16 protein-coding genes and 1 pseudogene are annotated in these 19,048 nt (G+C 66.5%); 6 read left to right on the top strand and 11 right to left on the bottom strand.

The window, feature by feature from the left end; translation table 11 throughout:
* The 5 genes and pseudogenes from AC3WLY_RS19425 to sapR all read right to left on the bottom strand — a co-directional run.
* Window positions 1-374 (bottom strand): annotated as a pseudogene (locus tag AC3WLY_RS19425) (D,D-dipeptide ABC transporter permease); the annotation flags it as partial.
* Window positions 375-440: 66 nt separating this feature from the next.
* A complete protein-coding gene (locus tag AC3WLY_RS19420) occupies window positions 441-1,511 on the bottom strand; it encodes an ABC transporter permease (RefSeq protein WP_175959293.1) in 1,071 nt (356 codons plus the stop codon).
* A gap of 10 nt (window positions 1,512-1,521) precedes the next feature.
* Window positions 1,522-3,123, bottom strand: a complete 1,602-nt coding sequence (locus tag AC3WLY_RS19415) for an ABC transporter substrate-binding protein (RefSeq protein WP_492310036.1) — start codon at window positions 3,121-3,123, stop codon at window positions 1,522-1,524.
* 61 nt (window positions 3,124-3,184) lie between these two features.
* Window positions 3,185-3,748, bottom strand: a complete 564-nt coding sequence (ddpX, locus tag AC3WLY_RS19410; RefSeq protein WP_492310035.1) for a D-alanyl-D-alanine dipeptidase — start codon at window positions 3,746-3,748, stop codon at window positions 3,185-3,187.
* 27 nt (window positions 3,749-3,775) lie between these two features.
* Entirely contained in the window at window positions 3,776-4,645 is an 870-nt protein-coding gene (gene sapR, locus AC3WLY_RS19405) for a sap1 transcriptional regulator SapR (protein WP_492310034.1), read from the bottom strand.
* A 255-nt stretch (window positions 4,646-4,900) separates the two neighbouring features.
* Here sapR and AC3WLY_RS19400 point away from each other — a divergent pair, with 255 nt between their 5' ends.
* The 5 genes from AC3WLY_RS19400 (at window position 4,901) to AC3WLY_RS19380 (ending at window position 9,565) form a co-directional block, all read left to right on the top strand.
* Window positions 4,901-5,149, top strand: coding sequence for a helix-turn-helix domain-containing protein (locus tag AC3WLY_RS19400; protein ID WP_174380942.1), 249 nt, complete (start codon window positions 4,901-4,903; stop codon window positions 5,147-5,149).
* A gap of 3 nt (window positions 5,150-5,152) precedes the next feature.
* Window positions 5,153-6,487 (top strand): type II toxin-antitoxin system HipA family toxin, encoded by a 1,335-nt coding sequence (locus AC3WLY_RS19395; RefSeq protein ID WP_492310033.1) that lies wholly within the window; start codon window positions 5,153-5,155, stop codon window positions 6,485-6,487.
* The gene (locus AC3WLY_RS19390; RefSeq protein WP_492310032.1) at window positions 6,438-6,908 is read left to right on the top strand and encodes a hypothetical protein; all 471 of its coding nucleotides are present in this window, start codon (window positions 6,438-6,440) and stop codon (window positions 6,906-6,908) included. The genes AC3WLY_RS19395 and AC3WLY_RS19390 overlap by 50 nt, the downstream gene beginning before the upstream one ends.
* Window positions 6,905-8,161 carry a cupin domain-containing protein gene (locus AC3WLY_RS19385; protein ID WP_310137524.1) on the top strand — a complete coding sequence of 419 codons (1,257 nt, stop codon included), beginning with the start codon at window positions 6,905-6,907 and terminating at the stop codon, window positions 8,159-8,161. Before AC3WLY_RS19390 ends, AC3WLY_RS19385 begins: the two co-directional genes overlap by 4 nt.
* A gap of 96 nt (window positions 8,162-8,257) precedes the next feature.
* Entirely contained in the window at window positions 8,258-9,565 is a 1,308-nt protein-coding gene (locus tag AC3WLY_RS19380) for an Nramp family divalent metal transporter (protein WP_492310031.1), read from the top strand.
* Between the two features lie 201 nt (window positions 9,566-9,766).
* Here the strand turns inward: AC3WLY_RS19380 and AC3WLY_RS19375 are convergent, their stop codons facing one another.
* The 5 genes from AC3WLY_RS19375 to AC3WLY_RS19355 form a co-directional block, all read right to left on the bottom strand.
* Complete coding sequence (locus tag AC3WLY_RS19375; protein ID WP_310137530.1) at window positions 9,767-11,356, bottom strand: ABC transporter substrate-binding protein; 1,590 nt, start codon at window positions 11,354-11,356, stop codon at window positions 9,767-9,769.
* 131 nt (window positions 11,357-11,487) lie between these two features.
* Window positions 11,488-11,820 (bottom strand): sugar ABC transporter ATPase, encoded by a 333-nt coding sequence (locus tag AC3WLY_RS19370; protein ID WP_175959284.1) that lies wholly within the window; start codon window positions 11,818-11,820, stop codon window positions 11,488-11,490.
* 248 nt (window positions 11,821-12,068) lie between these two features.
* Window positions 12,069-12,401, bottom strand: coding sequence for a hypothetical protein (locus AC3WLY_RS19365; protein ID WP_175959283.1), 333 nt, complete (start codon window positions 12,399-12,401; stop codon window positions 12,069-12,071).
* A 132-nt stretch (window positions 12,402-12,533) separates the two neighbouring features.
* Window positions 12,534-13,454 carry a bestrophin family protein gene (locus tag AC3WLY_RS19360; protein WP_175959282.1) on the bottom strand — a complete coding sequence of 307 codons (921 nt, stop codon included), beginning with the start codon at window positions 13,452-13,454 and terminating at the stop codon, window positions 12,534-12,536.
* A gap of 12 nt (window positions 13,455-13,466) precedes the next feature.
* Complete coding sequence (locus AC3WLY_RS19355; RefSeq protein WP_492310030.1) at window positions 13,467-15,791, bottom strand: FdhF/YdeP family oxidoreductase; 2,325 nt, start codon at window positions 15,789-15,791, stop codon at window positions 13,467-13,469.
* 155 nt (window positions 15,792-15,946) lie between these two features.
* On the opposite strand from AC3WLY_RS19355, the gene AC3WLY_RS19350 reads away from it, so the two are divergent.
* Entirely contained in the window at window positions 15,947-17,368 is a 1,422-nt protein-coding gene (locus tag AC3WLY_RS19350) for an aminotransferase-like domain-containing protein (protein WP_492310029.1), read from the top strand.
* Between the two features lie 55 nt (window positions 17,369-17,423).
* On the opposite strand, the gene AC3WLY_RS19345 is transcribed toward AC3WLY_RS19350, so the two are convergent.
* A complete protein-coding gene (locus AC3WLY_RS19345) occupies window positions 17,424-18,665 on the bottom strand; it encodes a mechanosensitive ion channel family protein (RefSeq protein WP_492310028.1) in 1,242 nt (413 codons plus the stop codon).
* Between the last annotated feature and the right edge of the window lie 383 nt (window positions 18,666-19,048).

Genomic DNA, 19,048 nt, shown 5'->3' with positions numbered 1-19,048 from the left:
GTGCCGATCGCGAGGCCGATCGGCACGACGATCACGACGACGAGCAGCGCGATGCCGAGCGTGAGGCGAGAACCTGCGATCATCCGCGAAAGGATGTCCCGGCCGAGCTGGTCGGTGCCGAGCCAGTGCGATGCGGAGCCGGGCGGTAGCAGCCGGTCGGACAGCACCTGGCGCAGCGGATCGTGCGGCATGATCAGCGGGCCGACGATCGCGACGACGATCAGCGCAACCAGGATCGCGAGCCCGAACAGGTTGAGCGGATTGACCGCGAAACGGCGCCAGCGGCGGTAGGCGAGGCCGAACGCGGCCTGCGAGCGCGACGCGGGCGCATCGGAAAGCAGCCACGCGCGCAGCGTGAGACGTGCGGCATTCATGGTCGGGTGGCCTTCGGCATGGACGGTGAAGGAAGCAGGATGGAAACGGTCATGTCGAAGCGGCCCTCAGCGCGCACGCGGATCGAACACACGGTACAGCGCGTCGGTCAGCAGGTTGACGGTGATGAACATCACGCCGATCACGAGCGTCGCGCCGAGCACGGCGCTCATGTCGGCGTTCAGCAGCGCGCCGGTCAGGTACGAGCCGAGCCCCGGCCACGCGAACACGATCTCGGTCAGCACCGAGCCTTCGAGCAGGTTGCTGTAGGTGAGCGCGATCACGGTGAGCAGCGGCACCGCGATGTTGCCGAACGCATGCCGCCAGATCACGCGCCGCTCGGACAAGCCCTTCGCGCGCGCGGTGACGATGTATTCCTGGCTCAGCTGGTCGAGCATGAACGAGCGCGTCATCCGGCTCAGGTACGCGACCGAGTAGTAGCCGAGGATCGCGGCCGGCAGCGCGATGTGCGACACCGCGTTGCGGAACACGTCCCATTCGCCCGCGAGCGCCGCGTCGATCAGCAGGCTGCCCGTGCGCGGGTCGACCATCCCGTCGTACACGGGATCGAGCCGGCCCGGGCCGCCGACCCAGTGCAGCCGCGCGTAGAACAGCAGCAGTCCCATCAGCCCGAGCCAGAACACCGGCACGGAATTGCCGATCAGCCCGACGAAGCGCGCGATGTGGTCGATCGGCCGGTTGTGCTTCACCGCGGCCGCGACGCCGAGCGGCACGCCGATCGCGATGCCGATCAACGTCGCGATCGTCGCGAGTTCGAGCGTGGCCGGGAACACGCGCCTGATGTCGTCGAGCACGGGGTTCGACGTCAGCAGCGACATGCCGAGATTGCCGTGCAGCACGTCGCGCGCGTAGATCAGGAACTGCGTGACGAGCGGCTTGTCGAGGCCGAGTGCGATGCGCTCGGCCGCGTACGCGTCGGCCGACGCGCGATCGCCGAGGATCGCGAGCACGGGATCGATCGGCACCTTGCGGCCGATCACGAACGTCAGCGCGAGCAGCCCCGCGAACGTGACGGCGAGCGTGAGCGCCCAGCGCAGCACACGCAACGCCCAGCGTACGGCCGGGCGCCGCGCGGGCAGCGTGCGCAGTGCTTCGAGGGAGGAGGCGGGAGTCGACATGCGGCGAACCTTATTGCTTCTTCAGGTTACGGTACGACACGAGATCGTTGATCGGCCCGACTTCGAGCCCGCTCACGCCGGGCCGCGTCGCGACCTGCGCGACCTTCTCGAACATGATCACGAACGGCGAGCGCGCGAGCATCTCCTTCTGCATCGCCTGGTACCGCTGCGCGCGTTGCGCGGCGGTCGGCTCGGCGAGCGCGGCGTCGGTTTCCTTCGTCAGTTGCGGAATGTCCCAGCTGTTGCGCCAGGCCAGCATTTTATAGCTCGACTTGTCGGAATTGTCGGGGTTCCATGCGAAACCCTGCGCGTTGCTGTGCGGATCGATGTAGTCGGCCGACCATTCGCCGATGTAGATGTCGTGCTGGCGAGCGCGGTATTTCGCGAGCGTCTGCTTGTTGTCGCCGGGGATCAACTGCACCTTGACGCCCGCCTGCGCGAAGTTCGCCTGTACGGCCTGCGCGATCTCCGTGTACGGATAGTCGTTGCGCACGTCCATCGTCACCGAGAAGCCGTTCGGCACGCCGGCCTTCGCGAGCAGCGCCTTCGCCTTCGCGACGTCGAGCTTGTACGGGTTCGAATTCAGCGTGCCGAGGAAGCCTTCGGGCAGGAAGGTCTGGTGCACCTTGTAGGTCGTCTTCACGACGTTGGCCTGGATGCCCGCATAGTCGACCAGCCACTTCAGCGCTTCCTGCACGTCGGGCTTCGCGAGCGTCGGGTTCTTCGTGTTCAGGCCGAGATACAGCAGCGTCGCCTGCGGCGAGGCCGACACCTTCGCCTTGCCGGATTTCACGACCGACGCGAGATCGTCGGGGCTCAGGTCGCGCGCCGCATCGACGTCGCCGTTTTCCAGCAGCAGCCGCTGGCTCGCCGCTTCGGGCACGTGGCGCAGCACGATGCGCTTCATCGCGAGCGGCAGCCGGTAGCCGTCGAAGCGCTGCAGCACGATGCTGTCGCCGGCCGTCCACTTGACCAGCTTGTACGCGCCGGAGCCGGCCTCGTTGGTCTTCAGCCATGCATTGCCGAAGTCGTTGCCCTGCTGGTGCGACAGCAGCAGCTTCTTGTCCAGCACCGATGCGGGCCACGAGCCGAGCACGTTCAGCACGAAGGTCGGCGCGTATTTGCGGTCGGTCGTGACCGACACAGTCAGGTCGTCGAGCTTCTTCACGTTCGCCGCGACGTTCGCCTTCGTGAGGCCGATGCCGTTCAGCACGGCGGCCGGGCCCTTGTCGAGCAGCACCGCGCGCTGGATCGACCATGCGACGTCGTCGGCCGTCAGCGGGTTGCCCGAATGGAACTTGAGGCCGGCGCGCAGCTTGAACGTATAGGTCAGCCCGTCGGTGCTCGCCGACCACGACTGCGCGACATCGCCGTTGAATTTCGACGGATCGCGCAGGTCGACCCGCACGAGCCGGTCGTACGTGTTCGCGACGTATTCCTCCGGCACCAGCTCGTAGATCTCGCCCGGGTCGAGCGTCGTGAATTCGTCGAGCAGCGTGGCCATCACGAACAGGTCCTTCGGCGTTTCCGCGTGCGCGGCGGACAGCGGAACGGCGGCGAGAACGGATGCGGCGGCGAGCGCCGCGACGAGCCGGGATGTCAGGGGTTTCATTTGCGCTCCATCGTGAGGTGAACGTGCAATGGGTGAACGTAAAACGGCAACGGGACGTGCATTACATCAGGCGCCACGCACCGCTCGCCGCGTTGTCGATTTGCGGCAACGCGTGCGAGCCTGGCAGTTCGTAGTGCCACCATTCGCTGTCGATGTGCGCGAAGCCGGCCGCGTGCATCACGCCGAGCAGCAGCAGGCGGTTGCGTTGCACGGTTTCGGGCAGCCCCGCGTGGAAATGGCCCGACGCGGCGACCATCTCGTCGAAGCCGGTGCCCATGTCGAGCGGCTCGCCGTTTGCGCCGACCAGCGTCAGGTCGAGCGCGGTGCCGCGGCTGTGATTCGAGCCGCGGCCGAGATCGGCGATGAAGTCCGGATCGGGCAGGAAATCCCACAGCACCTGCTGCGCCTGCGGCGGCCGGTACGCGTCGTAGATGCGCAGCGTGAAGCCGGCCTGCGCGGCGACGTCGACCGCGCGGCGCAATGCGGCTTCGGCCGGTTCCAGCAGCAGACAGTGCGCGCGGCGGTAGATCGGCTTGCCGGTCAGGTTGCGATCGGTCGCGTAGACGAGATCGATGTCGACGCGATGCGTGGCGGGCGTGATTTCGACGAGGCGGTGGTCGTTCATCGGCGGTTCGGGTTGGTTCAGGCTCGCTCAGGATTCGAATTGGTCGAACGTGTGCTGCAGTTCGCGATTGCGCGCGACGCGCCGGTCGATCGCGGGGCCGAGGCGGTCGACGACGGCCGTGATCAGCAGGTTGAACAGGCAGGTGAGTGGCGCGAGCGAATCCCAGAACTGGCCGACGTCGGTCTTCACCTGCAGCAGGTCGGCCGGCCATTCGCGGGCCCACGGGCACGAGAGATCGGTGACCAGCGCGAACGGCTGCCCGCGTTCGGCGGCCGCCTGGCAATAGCGGCGCGCGCTGCGCGAATACGCGCGCGTGTCGGTGACGATGCAGTACGGTCGCTCGAATTCGGAGTTCAGCGAATCGACATACGAGCCCGACTGGCCGTCGGAATAGAACACGCGCGGGCGCAGGTATTCGAGGTAGCTGCTGAACGCGTTGCTGATCCCGCGCGTCGACTGGATGCCGAGGATGAATACGGCGTCGGCATGCGCGATGCGATCGGCGACCTGCGCGAACACGGGGCCTTCGGCGAGCCGGTACACATGGCGGATCGCATCGAGTTCGCGTTCGAGCGACGACGCGAGCGTGCCGTCGCTGCCTTCAGCCGGTTGCGTGCCGGCGGTGCGGCGGTATTCGTCGAGCCGGTCGGTGATCATCCACGGGCGATCGTCGCCGCCGCGCAGTTCGCGTTTCAGGTCGTCGAGATTGCGGTAGCCGACGCTGCGCAGGAAGCGCCCGACCGAGATGCCGCTCGTGCCGGCCTGCTGCGCGATCTGGTCGGCCGTCTCGAGCCCGAGGCGGTCCAGGTTCGCGAGCATGTAGCTGGCGATGCGCTTGGCGGTCGGCGTCAGCTCGGCATAGCGGGATTCGACGGTACGGGCGAACGTGCAGGTCATCGAATGTTAGATCGTTGTCGTCTGTTGATCGAATGTCATCTATCTAACAAAGCCAAAATCATTCGCGCCAGCGGATAAAAACTATGGCGTGAGGATGGGTGATAGGGTCGAAAGCGCGTTCAAGGGGCGGGTGATGGCATGCAAAGGTACGTTTTATGTCTGTCAGGCATATTTGGAGTTTATGTCTGTGGGGAATAATTTGCGTTTATGCCTGTCAGGAATATACTGCACTTATTGCCTACAGGAATCCGCGCCGTGAACTTCATCGTCAATACGCCCGCGCAACTGGGCGAAATCCTGTCTTCCGCGCGGCAGGCCAAGGGCCTGACGCAAGCCGAAGCGGCTGTGCGAATCGGCGTGGGCCAATCGCGTCTGTCGCTGCTCGAATCCACGCGTACCGAAAGCCTGTCGCTCAGCCAGTTGCTCGAGCTGACCGCGCTGTACGGCCTCGAGCTCAGCATCCGCACGAAGGACGGGCGCGACGCAGCCGACGTCGAGTGGTAAGCGATGGGACGCAAATCGCACACCCGCGCGTTGTCGATCTGGACGAATGGCCAGCGGGTCGGCACATGGCGGATTCCCGCGCGCGGCGACATGGAACTGCGGTACGACGCCGGCTGGAAGCAGTCGGCTGTCGGCCGCCCGTTGTCGCTGTCGCTGCCGTTTGGTGTCGGCGAGGCACCGTTGCGCGGCGAACGCGTCAATCACTATTTCGACAACCTGCTTCCGGACAGCGACGCCATTCGGCGCCGCTTGGCCGCCCGGTTCGGTACGGCGACGACCGAGCCGTTCGATCTGCTCGCCGCGCTCGGTCGTGACTGCGTCGGGGCGGTGCAATTGCTCGGCGAAGACGATGCGCCAGCCGGCCTGGATCGTATCGACGGTACGCCGCTGTCGGACGACGACGTCGCACGCGTGCTCGATCAGGCGAGCGGTGTGGCGACGGGGGCCGGGAACGACGACGATTTCCGGCTGTCGCTGGCCGGTGCGCAGGAAAAGACCGCACTGCTGTTTCACGACGGACGCTGGATGCGCCCGCATGGCGCGACGCCGACGACGCATATTCTCAAGTTGCCGCTCGGGCTGGTCGGCAACAAGCGGGCCGATCTCACGGCCTCTGTCGAAAACGAGTGGTTGTGTCTCGCGATTCTGCGAGCGTTCGGCCTGCCGGCGGCGAATGCGGAAATCGTGCGTTTCGGCGCGCACACGGTACTGTCGGTCGAACGGTTCGATCGTACGTTGCATCGTGACGGCGGGTGGCTGTTGCGCTTGCCGCAGGAGGACTTCTGCCAGGCGCTCGGCGTGCCGCCTCACCTGAAGTACGAGTCGCAGGGCGGCCCCGGCGTGCCGGACCTGGCCGGCCTCCTGCGCCGTTCGGAAACGGCGCGGGAGGATCTCGACACACTGTTCGCGGCCCTGATCGTATTCTGGATGCTTGCTGCGCCAGACGGGCATGCGAAGAACTTCAGCCTGCGCCTGCTGCCGGGCGGCCGCTTCCGTCTCACGCCGCTCTATGACGTGATGTCGATCTGGCCGGTCGAAGGCGATGGCGCGAACCAGTGGTCGTGGCACAAGGCGAAGCTCGCGATGGCCGTGCACGGCAAGCGCAAGCACTATGCGATGCGCGACGTGACGCGACGGCACTTCACCGCGATGGCCGAATATTGCCTGCTCGGCGATATCGCGACACCGATCGTCGAACGGCTCATCGCGACGACGCCGCACGTGATCGAGTCGGTCGGCGCTGCGCTGCCTCCCGGTTTTCCGGCGAGGGTGGCGGAGCGCGTCCTGGGTGGATTGCGGTTCGCCGCGCAACGGCTCGCCGAAATGCCGCGGGAGTAAACCGCGCCTCGGCCCGGCCCGGTCGGCTGGCGTTCGACGTATCGGCATCCGCTTGTTTCCGTTTTGCACGATCAGTTATCCGAATCGACTGCAGCGCATCGTGATCGCGCGTCGCGTGTCTCGATCATCTCGGGTCGCCATGCACGGCATCACGACCGCGCGCGGTCGTATTTCCGCATTCACCGGACCAGACCGATTCGCCGACATCGGTGACATTCCGACATCCCGCTGCACCGCAATAATTACAAAAATTAAAGTCGATCAGTTTAAATCATTAATTCAGGTTAATAATTCATTTAATTTTTGCTGCGATTTGTATTTAACTTGCGTCACGGGATGTTTGATTTTCGATAATCCGAAAAACGGCAAGTATTCCGTAGCGGAAATTCTCTTAATCACAAGAATGAAGAGGAAATCATGACGAATCTTTCTCGACGCAAGATGCTGGCGGGTACGGCCGGCGCCATTGCCGCCGCGGGCATTGCGGTATCGGCCAAGGCCGCCTCGTTCGGCAATCCGGACAGCCCGCCGGAAGGCGCGGTGAATGCGCGTAACCGCCAGAGCCTGACCGACCCGGGTCCGAAAAATCCGGCAATCGCCAACCAGTTTCCGTCTTTTCAGGATCCGCCGGCCACCGATATCAACGGGATGCCATTATTCTGGGCGTCTTTCAATAATGCCCATAAACGAATTCAAAATGGCGGATGGGCGCGCGAAGTCACGCAGGACGATTTTGCGATTTCGGAAACCATTTCCGGCGTCAACATGCGCCTGACGCGCGGCGGCATTCGCGAGATGCACTGGCACCAGCAGGCCGAGTGGGCGATCATGCTCGACGGCCGTTGCCGGATCACGGTGCTCGACGAACTGGGGCGGCCGTCGGTGCAGGACGTGAAAACCGGCGATCTCTGGTATTTCCCGCCCGGCCTGCCGCATTCGCTGCAGGGCCTCGGCACCGACGGCGCCGAATTCCTGCTCGCGTTCGATAACGGCCGTGCGTCGGAATTCAATACGCTGCTGCTGACCGACTGGGTCGCGCATACGCCGCCCGACGTGCTCGCGCTGAACTTCGGCGTGCCGGCCGATGCATTCAGGAACGTTCCGCTCGACAACCTGTGGATCTTCCAGGGCGACGAGCCCGGTCCGCTCGCGGAAGCCCAGCGCGCGTCGGCTTCGTCGGCCGGTGCGCCGCCGCATCCGTTCGTCTTCTCGCTCGGCGACATGAAGCCGGTCAGGAAGACGCGCGGCGGCGAAGTGCGGATCGCGGACAGCACCAACTTCAACGTGTCGACGACCGTCGCGGCGGCGCTCGTCACCGTGCATCCGGGCGGCATGCGCGAGCTGCACTGGCACCCGAACGCGGACGAATGGCAGTACTACCTGCAGGGCGAGGCCCGGATGACCGTGTTCGACACGGGGCCGAAGGCGCAGACGGCCGACTTCCGCGCGGGCGACGTCGGCTACGTGAAGAAGAGCCTCGGACACTACGTGCAGAACACCGGCAAGACCGACCTGGTGTTCCTCGAGATCTTCAAGACCGACCGCTACGCCGAAGTGTCGCTGTCCGACTGGCTCGCGCATACGCCGCCGAAGCTCGTGGAGGCGCACCTGAACGTTGCGCCGAACGTGATCGCGCAGTTTCCGCGCAACCGTCCCGACGTCGTGCCGCTGTAACGCTGTCGTCGCGCCACCACGGCCGGCAACCGGCAGGCCGGCCGCGGCGCCCGCTTCCGGGCAAGCCCTTCTTATCCGAACGGAACACAACACACCATGATTCCCGTCACGAGCAAACCTGCCGGCGGCTTCGCGCTGCCGGCGCTGTCTCCCGAGCGCGCCGACGGCGCGGCGCGCGCCGCGCTGGAAGGGCGCCGCACCGGTGTCGCCGCGCTGCTGCCGTTCGTCGGCCCGGCCGTGGTCGCGTCGATCGGCTATATGGATCCCGGCAACTTCGCGACCAACATCCAGGCCGGCGCCGCGTACGGCTACCGGCTGCTGTGGGTCGTGCTGGCCGCGAACGCGATCGCGATGCTGTTCCAGGCGATGTCGGCGAAGCTCGGCATCGTGACCGGCCGCAATCTCGCGGAGCTGTGCCGCGACAGTTTCCCCGCGCCGGTCGTGTGGGGCATGTGGGCCGCATCCGAGATCGCCGCGATGGCGACCGATCTCGCCGAATTCCTCGGCGGCGCGCTCGCATTCGGGCTGTTGTGCCACCTGTCGCTGTTCGCGGGGATGATCGCGACGGCGTGCGCGACCTGCGCGATCCTCGCGCTCGAAAAGCGCGGCTTCCGGCCGCTGGAAGCCGCGATCGCGGCGCTGGTCGGCGTGATCGGCGCGTGTTATCTCGGCGAGCTGCTGATCGCGCCGCAGGACTGGCACGCGGCCGCGTTCCACCTGGTCGTCCCGCAGATTCCGGATCATGCGGCGCTGACGATCGCGGTCGGGATCATCGGCGCGACGATCATGCCGCACACGCTGTATCTGCATTCGGGCCTGACGCAGGATCGCGCCGCGCCGCGCGACGACACGGAACGGCTGCGGCTCGTGCGTTTCTCGAACCGCGAGGTCGTCGTCGCGCTCGGGCTGGCCGGGTTCGTGAATCTCGCGATGGTGATGATGGCGTCGTCGGCGTTCCACCTGAGCGCGCCGGGCATGACGGACATCGGCGCCGCGTATCACACGCTGATCCCGGTGCTCGGGCCGGCGGCCGGTGCGCTGTTTCTCGTTGCGCTGCTGACGTCGGGCGTGTCGAGTTCGGTGGTCGGCACGATGGCCGGGCAGGTCGTGATGCAGGGTTTCATCCGCCGCCGCATGTCGGTATGGATGCGGCGCGCGGTGACGGTCGCGCCCGCGTTCGCGGTGGTCGCGCTCGGCTGCGACGTCACGCGCGCAATGGTGGCAAGTCAGGTCGTGCTGAGTTTCGTGCTGCCGATGCCGATGATCGCGCTGCTGATGCTGTCGGCGCGCGAGGATGTGATGGGTGCTTACGCAATGCGGATGCCGTTGCGGATCGTCGCCGGCGCAGCGACGATCGTGATCGTCGGGCTGAATGCGTATCTGGTGTGGGCGGCATTCAATTGAACGGCGGCGGTGCGCGTCGACCGCCGGGCCGCCGCCTCCTGTGCTGCATGTCCGGTGCTTCGCGAAGCCGCCGGATCGCCGTTGCGCTGCTGGCCGCCGACGCTCGTCGAGCGCAGCGTGATGACGGCGCCGGCCGCGACCCGATACCAGAAATGCGCCGTCAGTTCGGTGCCTCTGCGCTGCGCCTGACCGCAGCCGCGATTACTTCGCCAGCGTCCGGTATGACACGAGATCGTTGATCGGCCCGATTTCCGGCCCGGTCGCACCGGGGCGCGTCGCGACCTGCACCACCTTCTCGAACATGATGATGAACGGCGAGTTCGCGAGCACGGCTTTCTGCAGCGCTTCGTAACGCTGCGCGCGCTTCGCGGGCGACGGCTCGACGAGCGCGGCCTCGGTGTCCTTCGTCAGTTGCGGAATGTCCCAGCTGTTGCGCCACGCGAGCATCTTGGTCGGCGACTGGTCCGAGTTGTCCGGGTTCCACGCGAAGCCGCGCGCGTTGCTGTTCGGGTCCATGTAGTCGGGCGACCATTCGCCGATGAAGATGTCGTGCTGGCGCGCGCGGTACTTGCCGATCGCCTGCTTCGCATCGCCGGGGATCAGCTTCACGCGGATGCCGCCCTGCGCGAAGTTCGCCTGCAGCGCCTGCGCGATCTCGAGGTACGGATAGTCGTTCGGCATGTCCATCGTCACGTCGAAGCCGTTCGGCAAGCCGGCCTTCGCGAGCAGCGCCTTCGCCTTCGCGACGTCCTGCTTGTACGGCCGCGCGTTCAGCGTGCCGAGGAAGCCCTCGGGCAGGAAGGTTTCATGCACCTTGTAGGTCGTGCTGACGATGTTGCGCTGGATGCCGTCGTAGTCGACGAGCCATTTCATCGCCTGCTGCACGTCGGGCTTCGCGAGGTTCGGGTTCTTCGTGTTCAGGCTCAGGTACAGCAGCGCGGACACCGGCCACGACGCGACCTTGATCTTGCCGGCCTTCGTCAGCGCGGCGAGGCTGTCGGGGCTCAGGTTGCGCGCGGCGTCGGCGTCGCCGTTCTCCAGCAGCAGCCGCTGCGCGGACGCTTCGGGCACGTGGCGCAGCACGACGCGCTTCATCGGGTACGGCGTGCGGTATTGGTCGAAACGCTGCAGCACGATGCTTTCGTTCGGCGTCCACTTGACGAGCTGGTACGGGCCCGAGCCCGCGTCGTTGGTCCTGAGCCAGCCGCTGCCGAAATCGTTGCCCTGCTGGTGCGACAGCAGCAGCTTCTTGTCGAACACCGATGCAGGGCACGCGCTCAGCACGTTGAGCACGAAGCTCGGCGCGTACTTGCGGTCGGTTTCGAGCACGACGGTCTGCGGGTCGATCGCGCGTACCTTCTGCGTCACGTTCGCCTTCGTGAGGCCGAGATCGGCGAGCACGCCGGCCGGCCCCTTGTCGAGCAGGATGGTGCGCTGCAGCGACCACGCGACGTCGTCGGCGGTCACCGGGTTGCCGGAGTGGAACGTGAGGCCCGGGCGCAGCTTGAACGTGTAGGTCACGCCGTCGGCGCCGACCGTCCACGATTGCGCGATCTGCCCGTCGAAGTGCGTCGGGTCCTTCAGGTCGACGCGCACCAGGCGTTCGTAGGTGTTCGCGACGTACTCGGACGGCACCAGTTCGTAGATCCCGCTCGGGTCGAGGGTCGTGAATTCGCCGAGCTGCGTGGCGACGACGAAGATGCCGGGCGGCGTGGCGGCCTGCACCGGCAACGCCGGAACAAGCGCGACGAGCGCGGCGCTGACGAACAGCCGGGACAGCAGGTGCTTCATGCGGGCTCCGTTGAAAAGGAATCGTGGGTGCGATTCTCTCATCGACGGCTACCCGGATGAAAATATTCGATGCGCGCGCGGTGGCGCGCGGGAGCGGGCCGGGCGAGCGCCCGGCGCCGGCAGGTGGCGGATCAGATCACGCAGCGCGCGATCGCGAAGCGCATTGCTTCCTCGGGCGGCTCGCTGCCCGAGCCGCGCACGACCTTGACGACCGAACCGTTGCCCGATGGCGTGAGCGTGACGAAGTACGAGTTCGAGCCGACGGAGATATCGGTCACGCCGTTGTGCTGCGACTGCTCGGTGCCCGACAGGCGGCTGTCGAGGCAGTTGGCGATCGCGTGGGCCGGGCGTTGCGACGACACGTAGATCATCGGCGCTGCGCCGGATGAGGCCGAGTCGGACGAGGGAGCGGAGCCGCAGGCGGCGAGCAGGGCGGCGGGAAGGAGCAGCAGGAATCGTTTCATGGTCGGTCGTCGAGTGTCTCGTATCGAGGCTGGGGCGCGGGGTAGGCGAAACGCGAAGCTTCGCGACGAAACCGCCCGGAATCGGGCCGTTTTTGACGGTCGATTACGGCAAGCGGCTGACGACGGAGTATACCCGCGGCATTTGACGCGGACGTCACGTTGAAACGATTCGATACAACAAGCACCCGCTGCCGCACGGCGGCAGCGGGCGTTTCAGGCGATGGCGATTGGGCGCTTGTTGTGGTCGCTTATTGGCCGATCTTGTTGCCGACCGTATTTTCCTGCCGGTTCAGCACGCGCTGTTCGCTCTTCGTGATGTGGCCGCGATCCTGCACGGCCATGTCCCGCTCTTCCCGGCGGATCTTGCGGTCGTCGCGGTGCAGGCGCGCGGCCTGTGCGTGCGACATCTCGCCTTCCTTCACTTCGTGATGGATGCGGCGATTCTGGTTTGCGAGACGCCGGTTGACCTCTTCGCGGCGCGGATGCGCGTGCTGCCACGGCGTGTCGGCGAACGCGGTGCCGGTGGTCAGCACCGACATCAGCGTGGCGCCGATCGCGAGATGGCGGGCAAGGGCTCGCATGGTGTTTTCTCCTGTCGTTGCGCGTCCGAATGATGGGCGCTTGAAGAGAAAACGCGGAGCGGGCACCGGTTGTTGACGTGTCGGCCTGTATCGATTGCAAGCGTTCGTTACGTCTGGTGTTTGCGGCGCGCGTCAGGTGAGCCGATAGGATCGGCCGGGCGTCACTTCCGCCGGCAGCGGCTCGCGGTTCAGCTCGAGCAGCGTGCGTTCGATCTGCCGCGTGATCGCATCGAGTGCGAGATGATTCGGCCCGTCGCCGAACGGCTCGGCGATCGCATGCGCGATCGCGTCGAGCGCGATCAGCGTATACGCGACGAACACGGTGACGAACGGCGTCGCCGCGCCGATCGAGTCGACCAGGCCGAACGGCAGCAGCACGCAGTACGCATAGATGGTCCGGTGCAGCAGCACGTCGTACGAAAACGGGATCGGCGTCGACGCGATGCGCTCGCAGCCGCTCACCATCGCGACGAGATCGTCGAGGCGCGCGTCGAGCATCCACAGGCGCGTGTCGGCGAGGCGGCCCGCATCGGCGCGCGCGGCGAACGTTTCGCGCAGCTCGTGCACGATCGCGACCGGACGGAACCGCGCGGCGGCGACGTGCGCATAGGTGCCGCTGTCGAGCAGCGCGCGCAGGTCCGCGGCCGGATCGGTGCCGCGCAGTTGATGCTTGAGCGCATAGACGAACGCGACGACCGTTCGCACGAACGCGCGCCGCGCATCGTCGTCGCGATCGACCGCGCCGTAGCAGAGCGCCTGCGACACCAGCGTGCGCGTGGCGGTCAGCACGCCGCCCCACAATTGCCGCGCCTCGCGGTAGCGGTCGTAGCTCGCATTGTTGCGAAACCCCGCGAAGATGGCGAGCGTAAGGCCGATCAGCGTGAACGGCGTCGGGTTCAGCGGCACCTTTTCGCCGAGCACGCGGCCGCCGCCCCACACCGCGACGAGGCTGATCGCGAGCGTCAGCACGAGCTGCGGCAGGATGGTCGGCAGCACCGAGCCGTTCCAGACGAGCAGCATCCGCAGCCAGTGCTCGCGCGGACGAACGATCATCGTCGGGCTCCGTCAGGCGGCGGTCGAGGCCGGCGCGGCCGCGCGATGCAGCAGCACGGGCACCGACTTCGACGTCGGCGTGTTGCACACGTCGCCGACGCTGTCGAGCGGCACGAGCGGGTTGGTTTCCGGGTAGTACGCGCCGATGCAGCCGCGCGGGATGTCGTACTCGACGAGCAGGAAGCCGTCCGCGCGCCGCTCGATGCCGTCGTGCCACACGGTTTCCATGTCGACCCATTCGCCGGCCTTCAGGCCGAGCATCGCGAGATCGTCGCGGTTGACGAACACCACGCGGCGCTGGCCGAACACGCCGCGATAGCGGTCGTCGAGCCCGTAGACGGTCGTGTTGTACTGGTCGTGCGAGCGCGTCGTCATCAGCGTCATCAGGCGCTCGCCGTGCAGCGCGCGGGCGCGCTGGATCGGCGTGTCGGTCGGCAGCGCGTGCGCGATGAAGTTTGCCTTGGCCGTCGGCGTGAGCCATTCGCGGTCGCGCGATGCGACGCGCAGGTGGAAGCCGCCCGGCCGCGCGATGCGCGTGTTGTAGTCGTAGAAGTCGTCGAGCGTCGCCTCGATCGCGTCGCGGATCTTCGCGTAATCGTCCTTGTACGCGAGCCAGTCGATCTTGCCGCTGCCGAACAGCGCGTGGCCCATATGCGCGACGATCGCGGGCTCCGACATCAGGTTCGGCGACGCCGGCTTGTTCATCCCGTACGACACGTGAACCATGCTCATCGAATCCTCGACCGTCACGCCTTGCGCGACGTTGTCCTGCAGGTCGATCTCGGTGCGGCCGAGCGTCGGCAGGATCAGCGCGTCGCGGCCGTGGATCAGGTGGCTGCGGTTCAGTTTCGTCGTGATGTGCACCGACAGGTCGCAGCGGCGCATGCCTTCCCACGTGCGCGGCGTGTCGGGCGTCGCCATCGCGAAGTTGCCGCCGAGGCCGATCAGCACCTTCACGCGGCCTTCGAGCATCCCCTCGATCGTCTCGACGACGTCGTAGCCGTGGTGGCGCGGCGGTTCGAAATCGAACACGTGGCCGAGCCGGTCGAGGAACGCCGGTGACGGCTTTTCCTCGATGCCGACCGTGCGGTTGCCCTGCACGTTCGAGTGGCCGCGCACCGGGCACAGGCCGGCGCCGGGGCGGCCGATGTTGCCGCGCATCAGCATCAGGTTCGTCAGCATCTGCACGGTGGCGACCGAATGCTTGTGCTGCGTGATGCCCATGCCCCACGTCGCGATCACGCGCTCGCTGCGCGCATAGAGCTGTGCAAGGCCGTCGATCTGCTCGTACGGCACGCCGCTTTCGGCTGTCAGCGCGGACCAGCTTTCATTGCGCAGATCGTCGGCGAACGCGTCGAAGCCGGCCGTATGCTCGCCGATGAACGCGGTGTCGAGCACGCGCGGCGCACCGGCGGCGCGCGCGGCGTCGTCGAGTTCGAGCACGCGCTTCGCCATCCCCTTGATCAGCGCGAAATCGCCGCCGATCGTCGGCTGGATGAACGTCGATGCGATCTTTGTGCCCGACATCGTCAGCATCTCGAGCGGGCTTTGCGGATCGGCGAAGCGTTCGAGGCCGCGTTCCTTCAGCGGGTTGATCGACACGATCGTCGCGCCGCGCTTCGCGCACTCGCGCAGTTCGCCCATCATCCGCGGATGGTTGGTCGCGGGGTTCTGGCCGAAGATCAGCAGCGTGTCCGCGTGCTCGAAATCGTCGAGCGTGACGGTGCCCTTGCCGACGCCGACCGACGCGGGCAGCCCGCGGCTCGTCGCCTCGTGGCACATGTTCGAGCAGTCGGGGAAGTTGTTGGTGCCGTACCGCCGCACGAGCAGCTGGTACAGGAACGCCGCTTCGTTGCTCGCGCGGCCGGACGTGTAGAACGCGGCCTGGTTCGGGTCGGGCAGCGCGCGCAGGTGGCGCGCGATCAGTTCGAACGCGTCGTCCCACGCGATCGGCACGTAGCGGTCGGTCTGCGCGTCGTACACCATCGGGTCGGTGAGCCGGCCGTGTTGCTCGAGTTCGAAATCCGACTGTTCGAGCAGCTCGGTGACCGTATGCGCGGCGAAGAATTCGGGCGTCACGCGCTTGCTCGTCGCTTCGGCGGCCACCGCCTTCACGCCGTTCTCGCAGAATTCGAACGTCGATGCGTGCTGGCGGTCGGGCCACGCGCAGCCGGGGCAGTCGAAGCCGTCCGGCTGGTTCTGGCGCAGCAGCGTACGGTAGTTGCCGCCGGCGACCTTTTCCTTGATCAGGTTGATCGTGACGGCTTTCAGCGCGCCCCAGCCGGCGGCCGGATGGGTGTACGGTTCGATGCGCGCGGTGGCGGATTTCTTTTTCATGATGCAGCAGGCGTCGGGGTCGATGGATGCAGAGTACGCGCGGCACCCGTCCGGCTGTGTGTACACCTGTTCACTTCAAAAAAGAGTACAGTTTCGGCCATTCATACAGTGCGGATCGCAACTGTGTTGTTGAAGGGAAGTTGAAAGGGAGGCGCGTGAAGCGTTACGAACAACTGGCCGACGATCTCCAGGCGCAGATCGAGCGCGGCGTGTACCGGCCCGGCGAGCGGATTCCGTCGGTGCGGCAGGCGGGCCGGCAGCAGCAGCTCAGCGTCACGACGGTACTGCGCGCGTACCTCGTGCTCGAAAGCCGCGGCCTGATCGAAAGCCGGCCGCAGTCGGGCTATTTCGTGCGGGCGCGCGCGGCGGCGCCGGCCGACGCCGAACTGCACATGTCGGCGCCGGCCGCCGAGCCGTCGGCGGTGGACGTGAGCCGGCTCGTGCTGTCGACGCTGCGCTCGATTGCGCGCGACGATGCGGTGCCGCTCGGTTCGCCGTATCCCGATGCATCGCAGTTCCCCGTGCAGCGCCTCGCGCGCTATGCGCAGGCGATCGGACGCCGCCGCACGCGCTGGGGCGTGATCGACGACCTGCCGCCTGGCAACCAGGAACTGATCCGCCAGATCGCGCGGCGTTATGCGGAGCGCGGAATCGCGGTCGAGCCGGGCGAGATCGTGATGACGATCGGCGCGACCGAGGCGATCAACCTGTGCCTGCAGGCCGTCGCGAAGCCGGGCGACACGATCGCCGTTGAGTCGCCGACGTTCTACGCGATGCTGCACGCGATCGAGCGGATGGGCATGCGCGCGCTCGAAGTCGCGACGCATCCGGTCGACGGCATCGATCTCGATGCGCTCGAACGGATCCTCGAGCGCGAGCGTATCGCCGCGTGCATGGTGATGCCGAATTTCCAGAATCCGCTCGGCTTCCAGATGCCCGACGCGCGCAAGCGCGCGCTCGTCGAGCTGCTGGCGAAGCACGGCGTGCCGGCGATCGAGAACGACGTCTATCACGAGCTGCACTTCGGCGACACGACGCCGAGCGCACTGAAATCGTTCGACCGCGACGGGCTCGTGCTGCATTGCGCGTCGTTCACGAAAAGCCTGTCGCCGCGCTACCGGATCGGCTGGGCGATGCCGGGCCGCTACCGCGACCAGGTCGAGAAGCTGAAATTCCTGAACACGCTCGCGACGCCCGCGATCGAGCAACTGGCGATCGCCGAGTACCTGAAACACGACGGCTACGATTTCCACCTGCGGCGCATGCGCAAGCAGTACGCGCAGCAGGCGAGCCTGATGAGCGCGATGGTGCGGCGGTTCTTTCCGGACGGCACGCGGCTGTCGCAGCCGCAGGGCGGGTATGTGCTGTGGGTCGAGCTGCCGCCGCAGGTCGATGCGATGAAGCTTTACACGCTCGCGCTCGCGCAGCGGATCACGGTCGGGCCCGGGCACATGTTCTCGGCGGGCACCGATTACCGGCATTTCATCCGGCTCAACTACAGCTATCCGTGGTCGCGGCAGATCGAGGAAGCGCTGAAGGTGCTGGGGCGGCTCGCATCGGAGTGCGCGGCGCGGTGAACGGCGCAATGCCGGGTGGCAGGCGGTGGCCGGTGGCCGGCCGCCGTGGCATGGTTCAACCCGCGTGCGGCGCTTGCAGCCCGGCTTGCACGGCGCCGGCCATCTGCCGCATGTCGAAGCCCGACGGATGCTGGTACACGCGCAGCCCGAACTCCGGCAGCACCGCGATCAGGTGGTCGAACAGGTCGGCCTGGATGGTCTCGTAGTCGACCCACGTCGTCGTATCGGTGAAGCAGTACAGTTCGAGCGGAATGCCTTCGGCCGTGAGCGGCAACTGCCGCGCCATGCAGGTCATGTCGCGGCGGATCCGCGGATGGCCCTTCAGATAGTTCGCGACATACGCGCGGAACGTGCCGAGATTCGTCAACTGGCGGCGGTTTGCCGGGCAGTCGCCGGCCGCGCCGAGCGTGCCGTTCCATTGCTCGATCGCGTCGACCTTGTCCTCGAGATAGTCCTTCAGCAGCGTCAGGCGTTCGAGCCGCTCGATCTCTTCGTTGGAGAGAAAGCGCACGCTCGTCGCGTCGACGAACAGCGCACGCTTGATGCGGCGCCCGCCGGCTTCGGTCATCCCGCGCCAGTTCTGGTAGCTCTCGGTGATCAGTTTCCAGGTCGGCACCGTGATGATCGTGTGATCGAAGTTCGCGACCTTGACGGTGTTCAGCGTGATGTCGATGACCGTGCCGTCCGCGCCGGCCGACGGCATCGTGATCCAGTCGCCGATCCGCAGCATGTCGTTCGACGACAGCTGCACGCCCGCGACGAGGCCGAGCAGCGTGTCCTTGAAGATCAGCATCAGCACCGCGGACATCGCGCCGATGCCGGACAGCAGCAGGCCGATCTGCTTGCCGGTCGCGTCGCCGATCACGACGAGCGCGGCCGTGATGAACATCACGAGCTTGACGAGCTGCATCGCGCCTTTCAGCGACAGGCGCGGCTGGTCGCGATGGTGCGTGCGATGCGTGTGTTCGAGCGCGGACAGCGTCGCGCTGATGGTCATCGTCACGAGGAACACGATCAGCGCGAACAGCACCTTGTCGGCGACCTGCACGGCCGTGTCGGGAATGTCGGGCACCGCGCCGAGGCCGAGCTTGATCACGACGAACGGGACGATACGGTTCAGCCACCTGAACGCGCCGAACTCGAACAGCGCGTCGTCGACGCGCGTGGCCGACAGCCGTGCGAGCCGCGCGACCACGCGAAACAGCAGGAAATGGACGGCAGCGGTGATTGCGCCGGCGGCGGCGAGGAGGACGAGGAGGCCGACGAGCGGCGCAAACCAGGATTCGTTCAGGGTCATAGGGGCAGACAGGGGCCTTCTTGTGTGTTGAATCGGCGCCGCGACGCGGCGCGCGCCCGGTGAAGGGCACATGAAAGGGACCGTGATTGTGCCATCGGGTTCCGGGTACATGCGTCTAACGGACGGCGGGCGGCGCGCGGCTCCCGAACCTTCTCACCATTGCGCAGGTATCCTCTTTAATCGGGTGAGGTGAAGGGCGAATCCGCATCACCGCAAGCCCGTGTGCGCACCGGTTATCGGATGCGTCGCATGCATGCCCGCGATCGGCTCGACGCCTTTGCTGCAGGCCTTCGCGGGTGACGGCGCTGGATCGGCGATCCATGCCATCATGCGGGCATCGCATGCGTTGCCGGTGCGTCGCTTGCCGACGGTGAGCGACACGC

This window comes from Burkholderia sp. FW306-1C-G01B (assembly GCF_058781685.1).
Note: the sequence above shows the minus strand (reverse complement) of the source record. Positions and strands in the feature narration are given on the sequence as shown.

Coding starts and splice junctions, on each gene's coding strand:
- AC3WLY_RS19380 (WP_492310031.1), top strand. CDS start 8,258: ATGATTCCCGTCACGAGCAAACCTGCCGGCGGCTTCGCGCTGCCGGCG.
- AC3WLY_RS19415 (WP_492310036.1), bottom strand. CDS start 3,123: ATGAAACCCCTGACATCCCGGCTCGTCGCGGCGCTCGCCGCCGCATCC.
- AC3WLY_RS19375 (WP_310137530.1), bottom strand. CDS start 11,356: ATGAAGCACCTGCTGTCCCGGCTGTTCGTCAGCGCCGCGCTCGTCGCG.
- AC3WLY_RS19360 (WP_175959282.1), bottom strand. CDS start 13,454: ATGATCGTTCGTCCGCGCGAGCACTGGCTGCGGATGCTGCTCGTCTGG.
- AC3WLY_RS19385 (WP_310137524.1), top strand. CDS start 6,905: ATGACGAATCTTTCTCGACGCAAGATGCTGGCGGGTACGGCCGGCGCC.
- ddpX (WP_492310035.1), bottom strand. CDS start 3,748: ATGAACGACCACCGCCTCGTCGAAATCACGCCCGCCACGCATCGCGTC.
- AC3WLY_RS19345 (WP_492310028.1), bottom strand. CDS start 18,665: ATGACCCTGAACGAATCCTGGTTTGCGCCGCTCGTCGGCCTCCTCGTC.
- sapR (WP_492310034.1), bottom strand. CDS start 4,645: ATGACCTGCACGTTCGCCCGTACCGTCGAATCCCGCTATGCCGAGCTG.
- AC3WLY_RS19365 (WP_175959283.1), bottom strand. CDS start 12,401: ATGCGAGCCCTTGCCCGCCATCTCGCGATCGGCGCCACGCTGATGTCG.
- AC3WLY_RS19395 (WP_492310033.1), top strand. CDS start 5,153: ATGGGACGCAAATCGCACACCCGCGCGTTGTCGATCTGGACGAATGGC.
- AC3WLY_RS19420 (WP_175959293.1), bottom strand. CDS start 1,511: ATGTCGACTCCCGCCTCCTCCCTCGAAGCACTGCGCACGCTGCCCGCG.
- AC3WLY_RS19355 (WP_492310030.1), bottom strand. CDS start 15,791: ATGAAAAAGAAATCCGCCACCGCGCGCATCGAACCGTACACCCATCCG.
- AC3WLY_RS19370 (WP_175959284.1), bottom strand. CDS start 11,820: ATGAAACGATTCCTGCTGCTCCTTCCCGCCGCCCTGCTCGCCGCCTGC.